Genomic DNA, 18,970 nt, shown 5'->3' with positions numbered 1-18,970 from the left:
GTGTCGGCGGGCGGCGGGGCATCGTGCGGCGCGGGCGACGAAGCCGTCTCGGCTGCCGTTTCGGCTGGCGTTTCGGCTACGTCGGCTGCGCCGATTCCGACTTCCGCGAGCGCCTCCGCGTAGTGGCGGTTCGGCCGGTCGGCGACGATCTCGCCGTCGCTGATCTCGATGATGCGCCGCGCATGGCGCGCCACCGCCTTGTCGTGCGTGACGATCACGATCGTATGGCCGAGCGCGTTCAGCTCGTGCAGGATGCGGATCACGTCCTGGCCGCTTTTCGTGTCGAGTGCGCCGGTCGGTTCGTCCGCGAGGATCACCTGGCCGCCGTTCATCAGCGCGCGCGCAATGCTCACGCGCTGCTGCTGGCCGCCGGACAGTTGGCCGGGACGGTGATGCGCGCGATCCGCGAGCCCGAGGCGCGCGAGCAACGCGCGGGCGCGTGCATGCCGCTCGGCGCGCGCGGTGCCCGCGTAGATCGCCGGCATTTCGAGGTTCGCGACCGCGTCGACGTGCGGCAGCAGGTGATAGCGCTGGAATACGAAGCCGAAGTGCTCGCGGCGCAGCTGCGCGAGCTCGTCGCTGTCGAGCATGTGCGTGTCGCGGCCGCCGACCGTGTAGGTGCCTTCGCTCGGATGATCGAGGCAGCCGAGGATGTTCATCAGCGTCGACTTGCCGGACCCCGACGCGCCGACGATCGCGACGATCTCGCCCGCGTCGATCGACAGGTTGACGTTGTTCAGGACGACGACGTCCTTGTCGCCGGCCGGAAAGCGTCGCGTGACGGCGGCGAGTTTCAGCAGGGGCTGGCGCATCGTTACACCACGTCCGACAGCGGTGCGCGCTCGTCCGCCGACGCTTCGCCGATCACGACGCGCTCGCCGTCCTTCAGGCCGGCCAGCACTTCGACGCGCACGTTGTTGTTGATGCCGATGCGGATATGGCGCGTTTCCGTGCTGCCGTCGGCGCGCAGCACGCGCACCGCCACGGTGCCGTCCTTGCGCTTCTCGCCGAGCGCGGCGGCCGGAATGCTGAGCGCGTTGCGCGCGTTGCCGAGCACGATGTTGACCTGCGCGGTCATCGCGATGCGCAGCCGGTGCTCGGGATTCGGCACGTCGAACAGCGCGTTGTAGAACACCGCGCTGTTCGGTTTCGCGCCGCCACCCGCGCCGCCGCCGAGCGGGCTTTGCGCTTCGGCGTAGTTCTGCGGCGCCGGTTCGATCGCGCGCAGCTTGCCGTAGTGACGCTTGTCCGGTTCGCCGAGGATCGTGAAATACGCGGTCTGGCCGGCGCTCACGCGAATCACGTCCGCTTCCGACACCTGCGCTTTCACGGTCATCGTGTCGAGATTCGCGAGCTTCAGGATCACCGGCGCCTGTTGCTGCGCGATCACGGTCTGGCCTTCCTGCGTGACGATCGCGACGACCTCGCCGTCGATCGGCGCGACGATGCGCGTGTAGCCGAGGTTGGCTTGCGCGGTCTCGATCTGGATGCGGGCCGAACGGATCTGCGCGGCGAGCGACGCGAGGGTCGCGCGCTGCACGTCGAGCGCCGCGCGCGCGGCCTCGAACGATTCGCGCGACGTCGCGTCGTCGGGCAGCATCGCCTGCTGGCGGCGGAACGCGAGTTCGGCCTGGGTCAACTGTGCGGCGGTCGATTGTTGCTGCGCGCGCAGGCTTTCTTCGCTGGCGCGCGCCTGGCGCAGCGCGTTTTCCGAGATCACCGGGTCGATCTCGGCGAGCCACTGGCCCTTCGTGACCTTGTCGCCGAGCTTGACCTTCAGCGTCTTCAACTGCCCCGACACCTGCGCGCCGACGTCGACTTGCCTGAACGCCTGCAGCGCGCCGGTCGCGAGCACCGCGTTCTCGAGATCGCCGCGCGTGACGGGCGCGGACAGGTACTGCGGATGCTTGTCGGGCGCGCAGGCCTTCAGCGTGACGCCGACGGCGATTGCGACGACGGCAAGGGTAGCCAGCACGATGCGCCGGCGGCGATGGGTCTTCTGGGTCATGAGAATGCAGCGAGGATGAAGCGGGCGCCGGCGATGCGTGCGGCCGAACGGAACGATCCGGTCGGCGCCGCGTGCCGGGCGTGTTGCCCGCGACGGGTTCCGCGTACGCATCGCGCGGGCGTGCCGAATCGAATCAGGCGCTCATGGTAAGCGAGGAATTCGCGCCAAATCGTGTGGAAATTGTGCTGAATTGTGTGGACGCCGTATCGATGCGCGGGCCGGACGGTGCAATTGTTTCGATCTGTGAAGGGGGCGATCCGCCGCGACCGCGCTACCGCCGCGCGGCGACGATCGCCATCATCGGCCGGTCGCGTTCCTCGTCGAGAGCGGGCAGCGCGTCGACCTGCCCGGGCGTCGGCGCCCATTCGTCGAGGTGCGTGAGCGTGAAGCCGCTGCGGATCAGCAGGTTCACGAGCGTGCCGAGCGTGCGATGCTGCTTGACGACGCCCGGCGCGAGCCAGTCGGTCACGCGTTCGCCTTCGCGCTGGTAGCCGTCGAGCGGCCACGAGCGGTTGCCCTGCGCATCGACGACGAAACCCGGCCGGCGCGGCGCCGTATAGATCGGATGCTCGATCGAGAACACGAGCCGGCCGCCCGGCACGAGCGTGCGGTGGATCGTGCGCAGCAGCGTGTCGAGGTGCACGACGTAGTGGAATGCGAGCGAGCTGTACGCGAGGTCGAACGCGGCATCCGGCAGCGCGAGCGTTTCGAGGTCGGCGCGACGGTACGTGATCGCCGGATGTGCGGTGGTCGATGTCGCGCGTTCGAGCATGCGTTCGGACACGTCGATGCCGAGCACGCCGGCAGCGCCCTGGTCGGCGGCCCAGCGGCTGAACCAACCGTAGCCGCAACCGAGATCGAGCGCGTGACGGCCGTGCAGGTCGGGTAGCAGCGCGCGCAGCGCGGGCCATTCGGGCGCGCCGTCGAGCCCGTGAATCGAGCGGTTCAGGCGGCTGTAACCTTCGAAGAAGGCCGGGTCGTCGTAGATGTTCTGCGTCATGCGTCGGCTCAGGTGCGGGTGGGGCGCGCAAGGTGGCACGCCCGATCCCGCGAGCTTACGCGCGCTGCCCACCCGCGTCGATCCTGCGCTGCGTGTCGACATCGACGATCTCGCGGATCGCGCTGAACAGCGGCGCGGCGTCGGTATAGCGCCGGCCGTAGCCGAGATTGAACGCATAGTCGAAATCGGGCGGATTGCTGCCCTGGTTGTGCTGCAGGATCGTTTCGAGCTTGTCGAGCGCTTTCGCCGCGCGGGCTTCGGGTGAGGCGGCCGCCTCGTATTCGTCCCACAGCGCGACGATCTCGTCGCGCACCGCGCGGTCGAGCGACGCGGTCAGCGTCAGCAGATCGTCGCGTTCGTGCGCGCTCTTGTCGGGATGCGCGGCCTGCTCGATCGCGGGGATGTCGCCGTGCAGCGCCTCGCCGAGGTCGTGGACGACGCACAGTTTCAGCAGCTTCAGCGTATCGACGCCGGGCAGCGCGTCGGCGAACACGAGCGCCATCAGGCACAGCCGCCAGCTATGCTCGGCCGTGCTTTCCGCGCGCCCGGCCGACGTGTGGCCGCTGCGCAGCACGTCTTTCAGGCGTTCGGCGTCGCGCAGGAAATCGAGGCGCGCGCGGATCGTATCGGGATTCATGGTCGGCGTCCTTGCGATGAACCGCCAAGCGTACGCCGGCCGGCCGCGGGGTGTCCACGCATGAAATATGCGTGGGCGTCAGTGCGCGTCCAGCGTTTCCACGAGCCGCACGGCCGAGCCGTCCGACAGCGTCATCCGCGTCCATCGGCACAGGCTGCCGCGAATCGGCACGACGCGCGACGCATTCGCGCCGGTGTCGAACTCGACGCTCGGCGGTCCCGCGCGGTCGTACCAGCCGAGCGGGTCGAGCGCGGCTTCCATGCGGGCGATTTCCGGCGTCGCATAGCGCCACAGCGACGCGCCGAGCAGCGTCGAAAGCGGCCGCGAGAACTCGGCCGCGCGCGCCGGCGAGCTGGCCAGCAGGCGGTGCGTGAAGTCGCACACGAGATGCATGCGGCCCGTGCTGCCGGCGATCAGCCGCGCGAGCGCGTGGTCGCCCGCGGAATCGAGGCGCGCGGCGAGCAGCCGTTCGGCCGTCGCGCGCTCGGCGGGCGACATCTGCTGAAGGCCGGCTTCCCAGCGGGAGATCGTCGATTGCGCGACGCGGAACAGTTCGGCTGCATGGCTTTGCTTCACGCGGTGCAGCGCGCGCCAGCGCTTGAGTTGCGGGCCGAGCGAGGATGGATGAAGCGGCGGGTGGGGCATGTCGATGCTCCTGTTTCATGCGTCGGCCAGCGCCATGGCTGACAGGGGCGGCCTGGAACCTGGCGAGTGGCGGCCAGCATGTGCCGGCGTGTAATCGGTCCATGCATGTGCTCTCGTCCCGTCTGTGCGGTTCGGCTGGGTGGCTTTCGCCCTCGGAAGCCGGATTCTCCCGTATCCGCCGCCCGTTGTCGAACCCGAAATCTGCCGTGGCAGCGGGCGGCCGGGGCGGTCCGCGCCCCGCCGAAAACGTTTTCGCCAGGCTTTCAACCGGCTCCGCCATATCTTATTATTCGGCCAGAGCGGCGCGTGCCGGCCGCCATCGGTCACGTTGACGACATGACGGGCCGGCCACGACGACCGCCTTCCGGCCGGCACGTCGCCCGACGCGCGGTCGAAACGACAGGGGGCGCGAGGCCGCGCGTATCCCGAAAAAATACGAGGGCGCAATGGTACGACTGGTGTTGCTGCTGCTGGGCATCGAATATCTGCGAACCCGCTGGCGCGGGCTGACCGTGCTCGGCTGGCTGTGGGTGGTGGCAGGCGTCGGCATTTTCATCGACGCGCTCGATGGTGCGCTGCATTTCCCGATCGAGCTGTTCGCATGGCTGTTCCTGATCGAGGGGCTCGCGACGCTCGCGGTGGCCGGCAGCGGGGTCGGCGGCCAGCGCATCCTGCGCTACGTGAAGGGCATCGCGGTCGTGATGGCCGCGGGGCTCGTGTTTGCCGGCCATCATCACGGCCACTTCCTGCTGTCGATGATCTTCGGCACGCTGTTCCTCGTCGACGGACTGCTGCAGTGCACGTCCGCGTGGATGGTGCGCTATCGCCGCTGGAATGTCGCGTTCGCGTGGGGTGTCGTCGAGATCCTGCTGGCGGTCTTCTTCTTCCAGCCGTACCCGACGCACTACGCGGGCACCGTACCGTACTGCCTCGGTCTGCTGCTGATGTTCGGCGGAATGCACATGCTGAGCCTCGCCGCGCGCGTGCGGCGGCTGACGCGCAATCCGGCGTTCGCGACCTCGCCCGCGCCGGCGCTGGCGCCGGATCTCGACGATGCGCAGTACCCGCCGCAGTTCGCGCAATCCGAATGGGACGGGCCGCCGGCCGACGGCGAGCGGGCGCTGACCGTGCACGTGTGGACCCCGACCGGCACGTCGAAGGCCGAAGCGCAGCGCTATCCGGTGATCGATCGCTACATCGCGGCGGTGGACGTCAACGGCGTGATCTCGACCGGCCATGCGGCGCTGGAATCGCCGGAGGGCATCTACATCAGCCTGTATCCGGCTGTCGAGATCGATCGTTCTCCGGACGAATTCACGCGCATCCTGCGCGCGACGCGCGAGAACGACGTGCCCGGCCTGTTTCAGCCCGACTATGCGACCGAGTCGAAAGCGTGGTGCCCGTCGACCGTGCGCGTGCGCATCCGCAACTACGATCCGGCCAAGCTCGAGGCGTTCTGGTCGTCGTATCGGCAGAACCTCACGTACAACCTCACGCACCGCAACTGCTCGAGCACCGTGTCGAACGCGCTCGAGGCGGCGCTCGACGGTGCGGTGTGGCGGCTGAAGGGCGCGCGGGCCGGGTGGGGCGCGTTCGTGCGGCTGCTGCTCACGCCCGAGCTGTGGGTGGCCGCGCAGATCCGCAAGCGTGCGGTGACGATGGCGTGGACGCCCGGACTCACGCTCGACTATGCGCGCGCGCTCAGCATGCTCGCCGATCCGCGTCCGTTCGCATGGTGGAAGGTGGCGCGCTCGGCGGTGAGCGCGATCATGGCGTCGCGGCGTGCGTGGCGCGAGCAGGACAGCGCGGCGTTGTCGCCGGGCGGCTCGGAGGCGGCGTCGATGAAGTGAAACGCGTGATGCCGGACGCGGGCCGGGCATCACGAAGGGCGCCCGGCGCGGCCCGGCGATATTGCCCGCTACCCGCACCCACAGACGACAACAATGAACAAGACGAGAACGTTCCGCATCATGATTCCCGCCGCGCTGGCGCTGGCGCTGGCGAACGCCGGCCTCGCGCAGGCGGGCACGGACGAAGTGCCGCGCATGAGCAACGACGTGTACCGGATGTCGGTATCGTTCTGCTCGAACGTCACGGCCGACGAGAAGATCATGTGCCAGGGCGACATGATCGCCGCGGGCAGCAGGATCGTCGCGGCGATCGGCGGCCTGCCGCCGGCTTCCGCGTCGGCGATCGACGAAGGCGCGCGCAACAAGCTGCCGCCGGAAGAGCGCAAGGACCTTGCGCCCGTCGAGCCGCGCGCGATCGACAAGGACGACGATCTGGCCGGCCTCGCCGGCATGGTGCGCCTGTGCGACGTGTACGAATCCGGGCCGGCGTCGCGCGCGCGGCACCACGCGGCGCTGCAGCAGAAGGCGCCCGATGTCGCACCGCGTGTCGAGGCGTTGCTGGCCGATGCGTCGACCGCGGCGCGCCGGCGCGTCAGTATCGGCGTGTGGCAGATTCTCGCGCTCGAGGGGCCCGAAGCGTCGGCGCGCGCGTGCACGCAGCTCGGCACCTGAGCGATCACGTGCGGTAAGCGCGTGCCGTTCGACCGTCGACGCACGGGTGCCGACCATGCGGCATCCGTGACGATCAGCTCAGTCGTGCGCGATCGTGGCCGGCCCGATCCGTATCGGCTTGCCGAGCGTTCGGGCGACCGGCGAGGCCCGTACCGCGTCGCGGACGAGTATGTGCTGCGCCTGCGACAGCGGCACCACGAAGCGCAGGGCGATGTCGAAACCGGTTTCGACATCGCGGCGTTCGAGGGTGACGTCCACCGTACAGGCCGGCAGCGTCACGCCCGCGCGTTCCGCTGCCAGTTCGACCGACATGCAGACGCAGGCCGCCAGCGCGCTTTCGAGCAACTCGTGCGGCCGCAGGCCGGCGTCGCCGCCTTTGCCTGCCTTGTGGGTGTCCGAGCGCACGACGCTGCGCCCGTTTCCGATCTCGACGCAGTACGGCTTGCCCAGCCGTGTGGCCGTCACCATGGGGATGCTCCGTTGCAGGATGAAAGTGGCGACAGCGTATGCCGGGGGCGCATGCGGCGGAAGGCAATCGCCGGTACCGGTACCGGCTGTAACAGGTTCGGCGGTACCCCGCGCGTTCTTTCGTGCACCTTCACATTCGTGCCACGTTGCGGCAGCAACAATCGCGGGCAGACATTCGACAACCTTGCGGCGCATCCCGCGACCGCAAGCCTTTTCCGAGGAAACACGCCATGCTCAAGACGCTCGCCCGCGCCGCTGCCGCACTCGCCGTCGCTTCCGTGTCACTGCACGCCGCCGCGCAGACCAGCTACGACTACCTGTTGCTCGCCGCATCGTGGGAGCCGGGTTTCTGCGCGTCGCACGACACACCGGAATGCACGAACCTCGCCGGATCGTACGCGGCGACGAGCCTGTCGCTGCACGGGCTGTGGCCGAACCGCTACGACGGCAACCAGCCGTTCTACTGCGGCGTGCCGCAGAACGACATCGACCTCGACAACGCGCACCAGTGGTGCAGCATGGACGCGTACCCGATCAGCAGCGCGACGCGCAACACGCTCTCGACGTACATGCCGGGCGTCGCATCCTGTCTCGACAAGCACGAGTGGTTCAAGCACGGCACCTGTTCGAACTCGGCGACGCCCGATGCGTACTGGAACCAGGCGTCGGGCATGATCAGCCGGCTCGGCAACACGTCGTTCAACGCGTTCCTGCAGGCGAACGCGGGCAAGACGGTCACGCGTAACCAGTTGCTGTCGGCGTTCGAAGGCGCGTTCGGCAGCAACACGCGCAGCGCGGTGTCGCTGAAGTGCACGAAGACGAACGGCGTGAGCTACTTCACCGAAGCGTGGATCGCGGTGAAGACGAACGCGACCGCGCAGTTTCCGAGCGCGGCGTCGCTCGTGACGGACGGCAACACGCAGGGCACGTGCCCGACGTCGGGCGTGTTCATCGCGAAGTGAGGCGGATGCTGCGGCTCGGCCGTCGTTACGCCAGCAGCCGCAGCGCCTCCGCGAGCGACAGCACCGTCGTGCGCGATTCGAACGCGGTGGCGAACAGATGCTCGTGGACCACCGGGTCCGGGTCGTAGCAGCAATCCTTGACCGTGTAGAGGCGGAAATCGGCGTCACTCGCATGGGCGATCGACGACAGCATCACGCCGGTCGACGCGATGCCGACCATGATCAGCGAATCGACGCCTTGGGCGATGAGCCGCGCCTGCAGATCGGTGCCGAAGAACACGCTCGCGCGGTGGGCGAGGATCAGCGGCTCGTCGGGCTGTTTGGCCAGCTCCGGGCAGGGGGCATCGTCGATGAAGAGGCCGAGTTGCTTGATGCCCTGGCCGTTCTTGTTGAGCGGACTGACTTCCGGATAGCCGGGACTGAAGCGGAGATTCGCGAACCACACGCCGACGCCGGCCGCTCGCGCCGCGTCGCAGAGGCGGCGCGTATTCGAGAGCAATTCAGGGGCGACCGACGGAAAGAGGCCGAGGATGTCGGTCTGGTAATGCATGACGAGCAGCGCGGTTCGGGATGGCGCGATGCGCGGGATCGGCGAGGAGGAATGGCTGTTGGCATGCGCGCGGGCCGTCGTTGCGACTTTTGATGCGTTGTCCGGATTCATGCGTGGGGCTCCAGTAATCGCTGCGGAATGTCGGGAAAGTCGGTTGTTCCGTATCGTCGGTCACGGCGGCGCCAGCGTGCTCGCGCGTTGCGCAGTCTCGGTTGGATATTTCCCGAGGATATCAACGAGTCGAACGATTTCCAGCGCGGCTTGACGGCAGGGGATCACGGCGTTTCGTTGCGATGCTTGCCGGAATCGCGCGTTGCGGCGACAGCGATCTATCGCACCCGTACCGTTCTTACGCAAGCCGGGGCCGGCGGCTCACCGTTATCGCCGCGTTCTCTGTAGGGGACGACCTCCACGGACATCTGCTCGCGCCAGAAGATCTCGGAGATCCGGCGGCCGTGCTCGCCGTAGTGGGTACGATGATTGAACCCCATCGACTCCAGTGCTCCAGTGAATTGCGCGAAATTCGGCTCGCATGTCGTCAGCGGAGCAGCCGGCATTCCGGGAATCGGATCAAAGCCCAGTTCTACGCGCGTCCCTCTTCCATAGACCACGAACCGCTGGATACCGACCGCCCAGTTACCGGGCAGGCGCTGGCCGTAGCCGAAGCTGTCTTGATCGATCGCGTGGGTCTGCACGCCGAAGCTGCGGTGCACCGCGTCGGGTGTCATATCGGTAACCTGATTGCTGATCCGAATCAGCTCCAGCATGCCTTGCAGCGCTTGCGTGACGGTCAGGTTCGCCGGGCTTCGCGACTCGACGGCCCCGCTGCCGTCGGGTGGGGCATCCGCCGATTGCCCATGTGCGCCGCCGAACGGCAGGCACAGGCTCAATGCCGTCACGACGGCCAAGGGGCTGACGAAGCCGTGCCTGGTATGAGCGGTTGAAACGACGTGAATTCTGTTCTTGGTCTGCATCACGCTGGATCCTTGTTGTCGTCGAGCAAAGCAACGATGTCCATTCCCCGTGCCCGTCCCGCGCGGCGTTGTGACGACATTGTCGACAATCTCGCCGACGTAATGGCGTCACTTCGTGGTGCGCGTCGACATCAATCCGGTGTCACGGCACCGGACGACGCGAGTGTCCACTGAGACTTCTCAAAAAATCGACCTTCCCGTATAAGTCGTCAACCACTCCAGCGCCAGCGTCCCCGCCAACGAGTTCCCGTTCGCATCGAGCCCCGGCGCCCACACGCACACCGCCATCTCCCCCGGCAGCACCGCGACGATCCCGCCCCCCACGCCGCTCTTCGCCGGCAACCCGACCCGATACACGAAATCGCCGGCCGCATCGTAGGTGCCGCAGGTCAGCATCAGCGCCGACAGCCGCTTCGCGGAACTCGAATCGACGATCCGCTCGCCGGTCACCGGCGCGACCCCGCCGTTCGCGAGGAACAGCGCGGCGCTGGCCAGTTCGACGCAGTTCATCTCGATCGCACATTGGCGGCAATACGCATCGATCACCGTATCGGGCGGCATCTGCATGTTGCCGAAGCTCGCCATGAAATGCGCCATCGCGCGGTTGCGTTCCGCGTGCTGCAACTCCGACAACGCGATGCGCGAGTCGTAGTCGATATCGTTCGAGCCGATCAGCCGCCGCACGAACTCGACGAGCGCCGTCTCGGCCTTCACGAAGCGGCGGCACAGCACGTCGGTGACCACCAGCGCGCCCGCATTGATGAACGGATTGCGCGGCTTGCCGCGCTCGCTTTCGAGTTGGACCAGCGAGTTGAACGCGGTGCCGGACGGCTCGCGGCCGACCCGTTCCCACAGTTCGTCGCCCAGCAGCTGGAACGCGAGCGTGCACGCGAACAGCTTCGAGATGCTCTGGATCGAGAAGCGCTCGTGCGCATCGCCGACCGTGTAAACGTTTCCGTCGAGCGTCACGACCGCCATCCCGAACTTGTCGGCGGGCACTTTTGCGAGTTCGGGAATGTAGTCGGCCACCCGGCCCTGGCCAATCCAGGGGGCGAGTTCGGTGTGGATGCGTTCGAGAGTCGTCTGGTAATTCATCGCGTCAGGCAGGGTAGAGGCACGGCCGGATTCCGGCGAGCCCGTATGGAACCGTCCCGGCGCCGATTCGTCAAGCGCGGGCCGAATCGCGCCCTTATTTTCAAGACCGGCAAACAGGCAAGCGGCGGGCGCAGTATCATGCGGTACGTTTCGGCCGATGGCCGGCGTCCGGCACCGGCCGGCGCCGCCGCGGCTTCCCCGATGATCCGACCGCTGCCCATGTCTTTTCGCATCCTGCTCGTCGAAGACGACACCCGCCTGTCCACGCTGATCGCCGGCTACCTGCGCAAGAACGACTATGAAGTCGACACTGTGCTGCATGGTGACGCCGCGGTGCCGGCGATCCTGTCCATTCGTCCCGATCTCGTCATCCTCGACGTGAACCTGCCGGGCAAGGACGGCTTCGAAATCTGCCGCGAGGCGCGCAAGCAGTACGACGGCGTGATCATCATGGTGACGGCGCGCGACGAACCGTTCGACGAGCTGCTCGGCCTCGAATTCGGCGCGGACGACTACGTGCACAAGCCGGTCGAGCCGCGCATCCTGCTCGCGCGGATCAAGGCGCAACTGCGCCGCGCGCCCGCGCGCGCGGCCGAAAGCACCGCGCCGCAGCCGGAGCGCTACGCGTTCGGCAAGTTCTCGATCGACCGCACCGACCGCACCGTCGTGCTGCCCGACGGCAGCACGCCCGATCTGACGTCGGCCGAATTCGACCTGCTGTGGGCGCTCGTGTGTCATGCGGGCGAAGTCGTCAGCCGCGACGACCTGATGCTGCAGTTGCGCGGCGTCGAATTCGACGGCCTCGACCGCACGATCGACGGGCGCATCTCGAAGCTGCGCCGCAAGCTGCGCGACGACGCGAGCAACCCGCAGCGGATCAAGACGATCCGCAGCAAGGGTTATCAATTCAGCAAGCACGCGTGGGAATGACGCCGCGCTCGCGCGACGCCGTCACGTTCCGCGCGGGCATTCCGCCTGCCGGCCGGGAGCCGCGATGATCCGACGAACCCGTTCGCACCCCGATGCGCCGCCGCTGCCGACGCTGCGCTACGTCAAGTGGCGCTGGCTGCATTTCCGTCGCGCGTGGACCGACACGCGCGCCGACCGCATTCCGAGCTGGTCGCGCCTGTACGTGCGCACCTATCTGCATCTGCTCGGCCTCGTGCTGCTCACCGCACTGGTGCCCGCTCTCGCGCTGTGCGTCGAATTGTCGCCGCAGGTCGTGTGGCATGCGTTCGACTCGTTGCCGGGCGACATCTGGATCGTGCTCGCGTTCGTGTTCACCGCGCCCGCGCTCGCCGCGTACCGGTGGATGCGGCCGGTCTGGTCGGATCTCGTGATGGTGCGCGAGCGGGCGATCGACTTCACCGGCGGCCGCTTCAACACCCGCGCGCGCGAATCGCACAGCGTGATCATCGGTCCGCTCGCGCGCACGCTGAATGCGCTGGCGATGCGCATGGAGCGGCTGATCGCCGCGCAACGCGATTTGACGAACGGCATCTCGCACGAACTGCGCACGCCGCTCGCGCGCGTGCGCTTCGCGCTCGAAATGCTGCGCGAACCGGGCTCGGCGGCCGAATACCAGGGCGCGCTCGAGAGCATCGCGCAGGACGTGACCGAGCTCGAGGAACTGATCGACATGAGCCTCACGTATGCGCGGCTCGAATACAGCTCGCTGCAGTCGAACCTCGAGTCGACCGCGCCCGTCGCATGGTTCGAGCATCAGGTGAACGACGCGCAGCTGCTGTATCCGGAGCGTGCGATCGAGTCGCGCATCGCGATCGCGTCGGATTTGCGCGTGAAGATGGACCGGCGGCTTATGTCGTATGCGATGCGCAACCTGTTGCGCAACGCGAGCAAGTACGCGAAATCGCGGATCGTCGTCGGGATCTCGCTCGTGCACGGCAACATCGGGATCTTCGTCGAGGACGACGGCCCCGGCGTGCCCGAGAGCGAGCGCGAACGGATCTTCGACGCGTTCGTGCGCCTCGACCGCCGCACCGGCGGTTACGGGCTCGGCCTGTCGATCACGCGGCAGGTGCTCCACGCGCACAACGGCCGGATCGCGGTCGTCGATCCGGTCGAGCTCGGCGGCGCGCGGTTCGAGATCAGCTGGCCGGTCTAGCGATACGCGGCAAGCGTCCCGAGCCTCGCCGCAACAACGGCACGACAGCACGCAGCCGCGCGCGCCGGACCGGGTGCGTCGCCGGCCTTTCCCGCCATACCTTCCCCTTATCGATGCCTTCCTGCACCGCGAGCGCGTGACGATTCGTTTGCCACGCGGGCGCGCTTTGCATTACGATTGCAATTGCAACTATATGGGTGGCCGATCCGTGACGGCGGACGCGGGCGCCCCGCGACGCAGCAGTGAAGCCGGGGCCGCCACGATGGCCGTCCCCTTGTTCATGCATTCCTGTCCGGGTCACACATCATGCGGCTTTTGAATATCGTGTCTTCTCCCCGCGGCGCGAAGTCGGCTTCGATCGCGGTCGCCAATGCCTTTATCGATGCATACCGGCAGACGGGCGCCACGCTCGACGTCGATACGTTGAATGTCTGGGAGGAGGATTTGCCGGACTTTGACGGCGACGCGATCGGCGCGAAATACAAGGGCGTCGCCAACGTGCCGATGGACGAGGCGGAGCAGTCGATCTGGCGACGAATCCAGTCCCTCGTGAAGCGCTTTCAGGAAGCGGACCGGATCGTCGTCGGCGTGCCGATGTGGAATTTCGGCTATCCGTACAAGCTCAAGCAACTGATCGATCTCGTCAGCCAGCGGAACATGCTGTTCACGTTCGATGGCACTGCCTACGGCCCGTTGCTGGAGATTCCGCGCGCACTGGCCATCCATGTGCGCGGGCAGGGCGAGGCGGCCGGCGCGGGACGTGCGGGCCATCCCGGCTTCGGGCATCAGGCCGATTACATCGAATTCTGGCTGAAGTTCATCGGCGTGGACGAGGTCAGAAGCCTGACCGTCGAACACACGTGGCATGCGAGAGCGCACGAAAGCATCGAACGCGCGCAAGCGCGTGCGGTCGCGATGGCCGCCGATTTCTGATCGGGGAAGACGCCGGCGCGACGGCCGCACGGATGCCGCCGCAGCGGCATCCGCGCATGCTCAATAAGTCCGGCCGAGCTGCAGGTAGACGTTGCGTCGGCCGCCGGGGGCGAGCGCCACGCCGATGTAGACCGGCCCGAACGCGGTCGACAGGCTCGTGAAGAACGTATAGCTCTGCTTGAGCGCGCCGCCGCCGATCTTCTCGCCGGCGGCCCACACGTTGCCGACTTCCGCGCTGGCGCCGATCGACAGGGCCTTGATCGGCGACGCGTTGAACGTCATCAGCTGGTTCATGTACGTCACGTTGCCGTATGCGAGCTCGTTGCCGTTCAACTGGTCGGCCGCATAGGCGGCCAGATGCTGGAAGCCGCCGAGCGTGAAGTTGAACGCGTTGATCAGGTTGGTGCCGCCGATGCTCTTGCCGCCTTCGATCGTTGCGCTGATGCTGTGCCGGCCGAACTGTTGCGCGATCATCGCCTTGCCGTAGATCTCCGTGTACGGCGTGTTGGAGATCGCATCGTCGAATTCCTGCGCCGACTGGCTGTTGTGCGACAGCAGCGAGCGTTCGACGCGGAATTCGGTGTAGTAGCCGTGACGCGGGAACATCGGATCGTCGAGCTGATCGATGACGAGCCGCGCACGGGCGATGAGCGCCTGCGACGTGAAACTCGGCCACAGCAGCGTCGAGCTGCTGCCGTCGTCGGCCGAGAACGGCAGGTTGTAGTTCGGCGAGCCGTGCCCGGTCGCATAGCCGAGGCCGATCCGGAAGTCACCGAGACGCCCGATCGGCAAGCCGAGGTCGAGCCCCGCGCGCGCCGTCTGCATCAGGTACTGGTTCAGCTTCACGTCATTGCTGTTGTCGTACAGGTTCGCGTAGCGACGCTGGTATTCCGCGTACGGCGACAGGTACACGCCGTATGCGGCCGGCAGCGGCTGGCGCAATTCGACGCGCGCCGACTGCAGGTCGCTGCCGATCGTCGTGTCCGCGCGGAATTCGAGCCCCGACTCCGTGAGCCACGGCCGCCGGTAGCCGACGTGCAGGCGGAAGCCGCCTTCGTCGGTCGAACTGCTCGACATGCCGAGCCCGAACAGCAGGAAGTTGGGCCCCCAGTACTTCTCGCGCGCGTCGATCTCGAGCACGTTGTCGTCGCCGCGGCTCACGATCTGCTGCGTGACGCTCTCGAAGTTGCCGCCCGTCGTGAGTCCGAGCAGATCCTGGCTGACGGTCTGCGGATCGTAGATGTCGCCGGGTTTCACGTGCAGCGCGTTGCTGACGACCCGCTTCGGCACGCCGCCGCTGGTCTTGATGTCGATGCGCGTGATCCGGATCGGTGGCGGCAGCGGCTGCGCGTGCGCGGACCGGTACGCCGCGTACTGTTCCGGCGTGAGCGCGAAACGCCGCAGCCTCGGCAGCGCCGCGGTCGCGGCGGCCTCGCCGGCGGCGATCGCCTGCTTCGCGTTCTGGAAATCGGTGAACGCGAGCGAGCCGAGGTCCGGCGTGAGCAGCACGTCCTGCGCGTCGAGTTGCTTGCGCTGCGCGGTCACGTTCTGGCGGATCAGGATGCCGACCATCTGCTGCATCACGTCGGCCGGCGACGCGAGCGCGTCGAGCGGGCGCAACTGCGAGCCGATGTCGACCGCGATCACGACGTTCGCGCCCATCTGCCGTGCGGTGTCGACGGGCAGGTTGCTGACGAGGCCGCCGTCCACGAGCGCGCGCCCGTTGATCTCGGCCGGCGCGAACAGGCCCGGCATCGCCATGCTCGCGCGAATCGCGAGCGGCAGCGAGCCGTGGTCGAGCACGACCATCTGGCCGGTCTGCAGGTCGGTCGCGACCGCGCGATACGGGATCGGCAGGCGGTCGAACGGCTGGTTGGTCGGCACGGCGGCCGTCCAGTTCGCGAGCAGCGCCTGCAGCCGGTTGCCCTGCACGAGGCCGACCGGCGCCTTGACGCCTTTCTTGCCGAAGCCGAGCGTCAGTCCGTTGATGTACAGGCGTTCGTCTTCCCGGCTGGTTTGCGGCAGGTCCGCGCGATCCGTCACGTCGAACGCGATATCCGCGAGGTTCACTTCCGACAGCCGCTTCTGCATTTCGTCGGCCGCCATTCCGCTCGCGTACAGGCCGCCGACGACGGCGCCCATGCTGGTGCCCGCGATGCAGTCGATCGGGATCCGGTTGTCCTCCAGCACTTTCAGGACACCGAGGTGTGCGTAGCCGCGCGCGCCGCCGCCGGACAGCACGAGGCCGATCGACGGGCGGCCGGCCGGGCCGCCGTCGGCCGAGCAGGTGTGCGCGGATGCAGCGGATGCAGCGGGCGTGGCGGCCGCCGGCGCGTTGGCCGCCGCGGCGACGGCCTGGGCGGCGGCGGATTCGGTGGCCGGCAGCGGTTGCGCGGCGACCGTGCAGCACCAGAAGGCAACGAGCGTCGTGCAGAGCGGGCGCACCGGCGCCCAGCGGAAGGAAACGGTCGCTGTCATGGTGAAAATACCTGGCGTGATCGTGCGTCTGACGCCTGCCGGGAGCAGGCAAGACCGAGAGATTACCGTGTTTTACAGGCCCAACGCGAGAGGCTGTTGCGTAGCCGGACGGGCGCGGAATGCCCGTTTCGGCAATTTCGTCGCGAAAAAATCATGGGAATTGCCTAAAGTATCGGAATGATTTGCCGCTAAGCTCGTGATGGGGCGGCATGGACGCGCGGCAAAAAAGTGCGGCGCGGCCGTCCCGGCCCGTTCCCTCACAAAGGTTTGATATGTCGACACCGCTGTTCGGAAAGTTGTTTGCGCAACCCGTTGCGATCGACCCGGGAACGGCGAGTACGCGGATCTATACGCATGAACGCGGCGTGGTGCTGAACCAGCCGTCGGTCGTCTGCTTCCGCAAGGGCGGCGCGAGCGACGCGCGGCCGACGCTCGAGGCCGTCGGCGAGCTCGCGAAGGCGCTGGTCGGCCGCGAACCGGGGCACCTCGAAGCCGTGCGGCCCATGCGCCACGGCGTGATCGCGGACGCGCACGCGGCCGAGCAGATGATCCGCAGCTTCATCGACATGTCGCGCACCCGCTCGCGCTTCGGTCGCCGCGTCGAGGTCACGTTGTGCGTGCCGTCCGACGCGACGGCCGTCGAGCGCCGCGCGATCCGCGAGGCCGCGTTCGCGGCCGGCGTATCGGAGGTCGAACTGATCGAGGAATCGCTCGCGGCCGGGCTCGGCGCGGGTTTGCCGGTGACCGAGCCGGTCGGCTCGATGGTCATCGACATCGGCGGCGGGACGACCGAAGTCGCGGTCATCGCGCTCGGCGGCATCGTCTACCGCGAGGCGATCCGCGTCGGCGGCAGCCAGTTCGACGCGGCGATCGTCAACCATGTCCGCAACCTGTACGGCGTGCTGCTCGGCGAGCAGACGGCGGAGCACGTGAAGAAGACGATCGGCTCGGCCACCAGCGCGGTGCCGCGCACGTCCACGCGCGCCGTCGGTCGCAGCATCGGCGACGGCCTGCCGCGCTCGGTCGAGCTGTCCAACCACGACGTCGCGGACGCGCTGGCCGCGCCGCTCAAGCAGGTCATCGGCGCGGTGAAGTCAGTGCTGGAAAACGCGCCGGCCGAACTCGTGACCGACATCGCGCATCGCGGCGTGGTGCTCACCGGCGGCGGCGCGCTGCTCGCCGATCTCGAACGCCTGCTGTACGACGAGACCGGACTGGTCGCACGGATCGCCGATGAGCCGGCCACCTGCGCGGTACGTGGCGCGGGCGAGGCGATGGGGCGACTCGCGATGTGCCCGGCCGACTGACCCGGGGCGGTGCCGGGTTCGCGTCGCGACGCGGCGCATCCTTCACATACTTTCGATCTCCCGATGGCCGGCCTGCGTGGCCGGCATCGGTTCGTCGCATGGACAGGCGCGAGCGCGCCGTGCTAGCGTGACGCGCCCATTCGGGGCGGGCCGGCCGATGCGCGCGGCGATACCTGAGAGAGACCGACTACCTTGAAATATCGAACCAAACGGGGCTTCGCGGCCCGGGCCGGCCGCGTGCTGGCCGTCGTTGCGTGCGTCTGGGCCGCGGCCGCTGGCGCGATCGTCGTCCATGGCATGCGGATGCCGAGCGATCCGGCGGACGTCGCCGTGATCTTCGGCAACGCGCTCGACGAAACCGGCGCGCCGAAGCCCGTGCTCGCGGCCCGGCTCGATGTCGGCGTGCGGTGTTACCGCGCGGGGCAGTGTCCGGCGTTTCTGGTTAGCGGCGCGATCGACGGCCCCGGGCTGAACGAGGCGACGGCGATGCGCGACTACCTCGTCGCGCGCGGCGTGCCGGCGGACCGGATCGCCGTCGACGACCAGGGCGACAACACGCTCGCGACCGCGCAGCACACGCTGGCCTACCTGCGCACGCACCGCCTGTCGCGCGTGCTGATCGTCAGCCAGTATTACCACCTCGCGCGGGCGCGCCTCGCGTTCGAACGCGTCGGCATTGCGCGGTCGACTATCTCCGCCGCCTATCCGCGCCGCTTTCAGTGGCGCGATGTCTATTCGAGCTGGCGCGAGGTGCCGGCCTATGCGGTGTATGCGGTGCGGCTGTGGGTGAATCCCGATGCGCGGCCGGTTTCGTTTCGGCCGATGCTTTATCTGATGAGCCTGTTTTCGTGACGCGGCAGCCGCGGCGGCACATGCTTCCGGCCGCGTTGCAACGGTGTTTCAAGACGAAAATCGAAGCAATTCCGGGGGTTGCTTGAAAATCCGGATTCCTCTGATGATTATTGGCGGCGCGGATTATCCGTTTCCTGATCTGGCAGGGTAAAAATATTGCACTGCAAGATTCGCGTATAACGCATCAGGACGATATATCAGCGTTTTCACGGATGCGGCGCGTCCGATATCTTTGCGAAAAACTTGAAACAAGCCGGTGAAAGACGTGCCGGTCGTTATTGATGAGCGCCTTCCGGTGAGTAAAAAGTACATGTGCGTCGGCCCTTGATCCGATGGGAAAACATCGACTGGAAAACGGGTTGAGTTTGATATAGCCTTGTCTGATAAAAGCAGGGCAGTAATCAAATCAACAGA

General features: G+C 67.5%; 18 protein-coding genes. 8 read left to right on the top strand and 10 right to left on the bottom strand.

From position 1 onward, the window contains the following. From H0X91_RS25665 to H0X91_RS25645, 5 genes are all read right to left on the bottom strand, one after another. On the bottom strand, positions 1 to 812 hold an 812-nt coding region (locus H0X91_RS25665; RefSeq protein ID WP_230878024.1), incomplete at its 3' end, for an ATP-binding cassette domain-containing protein. A gap of 2 nt (positions 813 to 814) precedes the next feature. Then, positions 815 to 2,008, bottom strand: coding sequence for an efflux RND transporter periplasmic adaptor subunit (locus tag H0X91_RS25660; RefSeq protein ID WP_006483156.1), 1,194 nt, complete (start codon positions 2,006 to 2,008; stop codon positions 815 to 817). Positions 2,009 to 2,279: 271 nt separating this feature from the next. Next, a complete protein-coding gene (locus tag H0X91_RS25655) occupies positions 2,280 to 3,008 on the bottom strand; it encodes a class I SAM-dependent methyltransferase (protein ID WP_112751220.1) in 729 nt (242 codons plus the stop codon). A gap of 55 nt (positions 3,009 to 3,063) precedes the next feature. Next, on the bottom strand, positions 3,064 to 3,645 hold the full coding sequence (locus tag H0X91_RS25650; protein ID WP_112751221.1) for an HD domain-containing protein: 582 nt from the start codon (positions 3,643 to 3,645) through the stop codon (positions 3,064 to 3,066). Positions 3,646 to 3,723: 78 nt separating this feature from the next. Continuing rightward, positions 3,724 to 4,290, bottom strand: coding sequence for a helix-turn-helix domain-containing protein (locus H0X91_RS25645; RefSeq protein ID WP_058903402.1), 567 nt, complete (start codon positions 4,288 to 4,290; stop codon positions 3,724 to 3,726). A gap of 446 nt (positions 4,291 to 4,736) precedes the next feature. Between H0X91_RS25645 and H0X91_RS25640 the strand changes: the two genes are divergently transcribed. Further along, positions 4,737 to 6,140: an HdeD family acid-resistance protein gene (locus tag H0X91_RS25640; protein WP_196433467.1), complete on the top strand. Its 1,404-nt coding sequence runs from the start codon at positions 4,737 to 4,739 to the stop codon at positions 6,138 to 6,140. A 93-nt stretch (positions 6,141 to 6,233) separates the two neighbouring features. Further along, entirely contained in the window at positions 6,234 to 6,812 is a 579-nt protein-coding gene (locus H0X91_RS25635; RefSeq protein WP_196433466.1) for a hypothetical protein, read from the top strand. Between the two features lie 78 nt (positions 6,813 to 6,890). Here H0X91_RS25635 and H0X91_RS25630 read toward each other — a convergent pair whose 3' ends face one another. Further along, positions 6,891 to 7,475: an OsmC family protein gene (locus H0X91_RS25630; RefSeq protein WP_227739690.1), complete on the bottom strand. Its 585-nt coding sequence runs from the start codon at positions 7,473 to 7,475 to the stop codon at positions 6,891 to 6,893. 35 nt (positions 7,476 to 7,510) lie between these two features. Between H0X91_RS25630 and H0X91_RS25625 the strand changes: the two genes are divergently transcribed. Next, positions 7,511 to 8,242 carry a ribonuclease T2 gene (locus H0X91_RS25625; protein WP_006498851.1) on the top strand — a complete coding sequence of 244 codons (732 nt, stop codon included), beginning with the start codon at positions 7,511 to 7,513 and terminating at the stop codon, positions 8,240 to 8,242. A 25-nt stretch (positions 8,243 to 8,267) separates the two neighbouring features. On the opposite strand, the gene H0X91_RS25620 is transcribed toward H0X91_RS25625, so the two are convergent. From H0X91_RS25620 to H0X91_RS25610, 3 genes are all read right to left on the bottom strand, one after another. Next, complete coding sequence (locus H0X91_RS25620) at positions 8,268 to 8,903, bottom strand: isochorismatase family cysteine hydrolase (RefSeq protein WP_062884895.1); 636 nt, start codon at positions 8,901 to 8,903, stop codon at positions 8,268 to 8,270. Positions 8,904 to 9,121: 218 nt separating this feature from the next. Next, positions 9,122 to 9,766: a hypothetical protein gene (locus H0X91_RS25615; protein ID WP_058903397.1), complete on the bottom strand. Its 645-nt coding sequence runs from the start codon at positions 9,764 to 9,766 to the stop codon at positions 9,122 to 9,124. Between the two features lie 180 nt (positions 9,767 to 9,946). After that, positions 9,947 to 10,861, bottom strand: coding sequence for a glutaminase (locus H0X91_RS25610; RefSeq protein WP_111442332.1), 915 nt, complete (start codon positions 10,859 to 10,861; stop codon positions 9,947 to 9,949). A gap of 219 nt (positions 10,862 to 11,080) precedes the next feature. On the opposite strand from H0X91_RS25610, the gene H0X91_RS25605 reads away from it, so the two are divergent. The 3 genes from H0X91_RS25605 (at position 11,081) to H0X91_RS25595 (ending at position 13,919) form a co-directional block, all read left to right on the top strand. Then, positions 11,081 to 11,791 (top strand): response regulator, encoded by a 711-nt coding sequence (locus H0X91_RS25605; protein ID WP_006498855.1) that lies wholly within the window; start codon positions 11,081 to 11,083, stop codon positions 11,789 to 11,791. 64 nt (positions 11,792 to 11,855) lie between these two features. Next, positions 11,856 to 12,986 carry an ATP-binding protein gene (locus H0X91_RS25600; protein ID WP_006483159.1) on the top strand — a complete coding sequence of 377 codons (1,131 nt, stop codon included), beginning with the start codon at positions 11,856 to 11,858 and terminating at the stop codon, positions 12,984 to 12,986. 306 nt (positions 12,987 to 13,292) lie between these two features. Next, the gene (locus H0X91_RS25595; protein ID WP_006483167.1) at positions 13,293 to 13,919 is read left to right on the top strand and encodes an FMN-dependent NADH-azoreductase; all 627 of its coding nucleotides are present in this window, start codon (positions 13,293 to 13,295) and stop codon (positions 13,917 to 13,919) included. 60 nt (positions 13,920 to 13,979) lie between these two features. Here H0X91_RS25595 and H0X91_RS25590 read toward each other — a convergent pair whose 3' ends face one another. Then, a complete protein-coding gene (locus tag H0X91_RS25590) occupies positions 13,980 to 16,397 on the bottom strand; it encodes a patatin-like phospholipase family protein (RefSeq protein ID WP_058903394.1) in 2,418 nt (805 codons plus the stop codon). A gap of 272 nt (positions 16,398 to 16,669) precedes the next feature. Between H0X91_RS25590 and H0X91_RS25585 the strand changes: the two genes are divergently transcribed. Beyond that, a complete protein-coding gene (locus H0X91_RS25585) occupies positions 16,670 to 17,704 on the top strand; it encodes a rod shape-determining protein (protein ID WP_006498859.1) in 1,035 nt (344 codons plus the stop codon). Positions 17,705 to 17,896: 192 nt separating this feature from the next. Then, positions 17,897 to 18,556, top strand: coding sequence for a YdcF family protein (locus H0X91_RS25580; protein ID WP_048989341.1), 660 nt, complete (start codon positions 17,897 to 17,899; stop codon positions 18,554 to 18,556). The last annotated feature ends 414 nt before the right edge of the window (positions 18,557 to 18,970 follow it).

The sequence above is a fragment of the Burkholderia sp. 9777_1386 genome (assembly GCF_015712265.1).
GTDB lineage: Bacteria > Pseudomonadota > Gammaproteobacteria > Burkholderiales > Burkholderiaceae > Burkholderia > Burkholderia cenocepacia.
The sequence above is the reverse complement of the archived record's forward strand: the minus strand, read 5'-3'. Positions and strand labels throughout refer to the sequence as shown.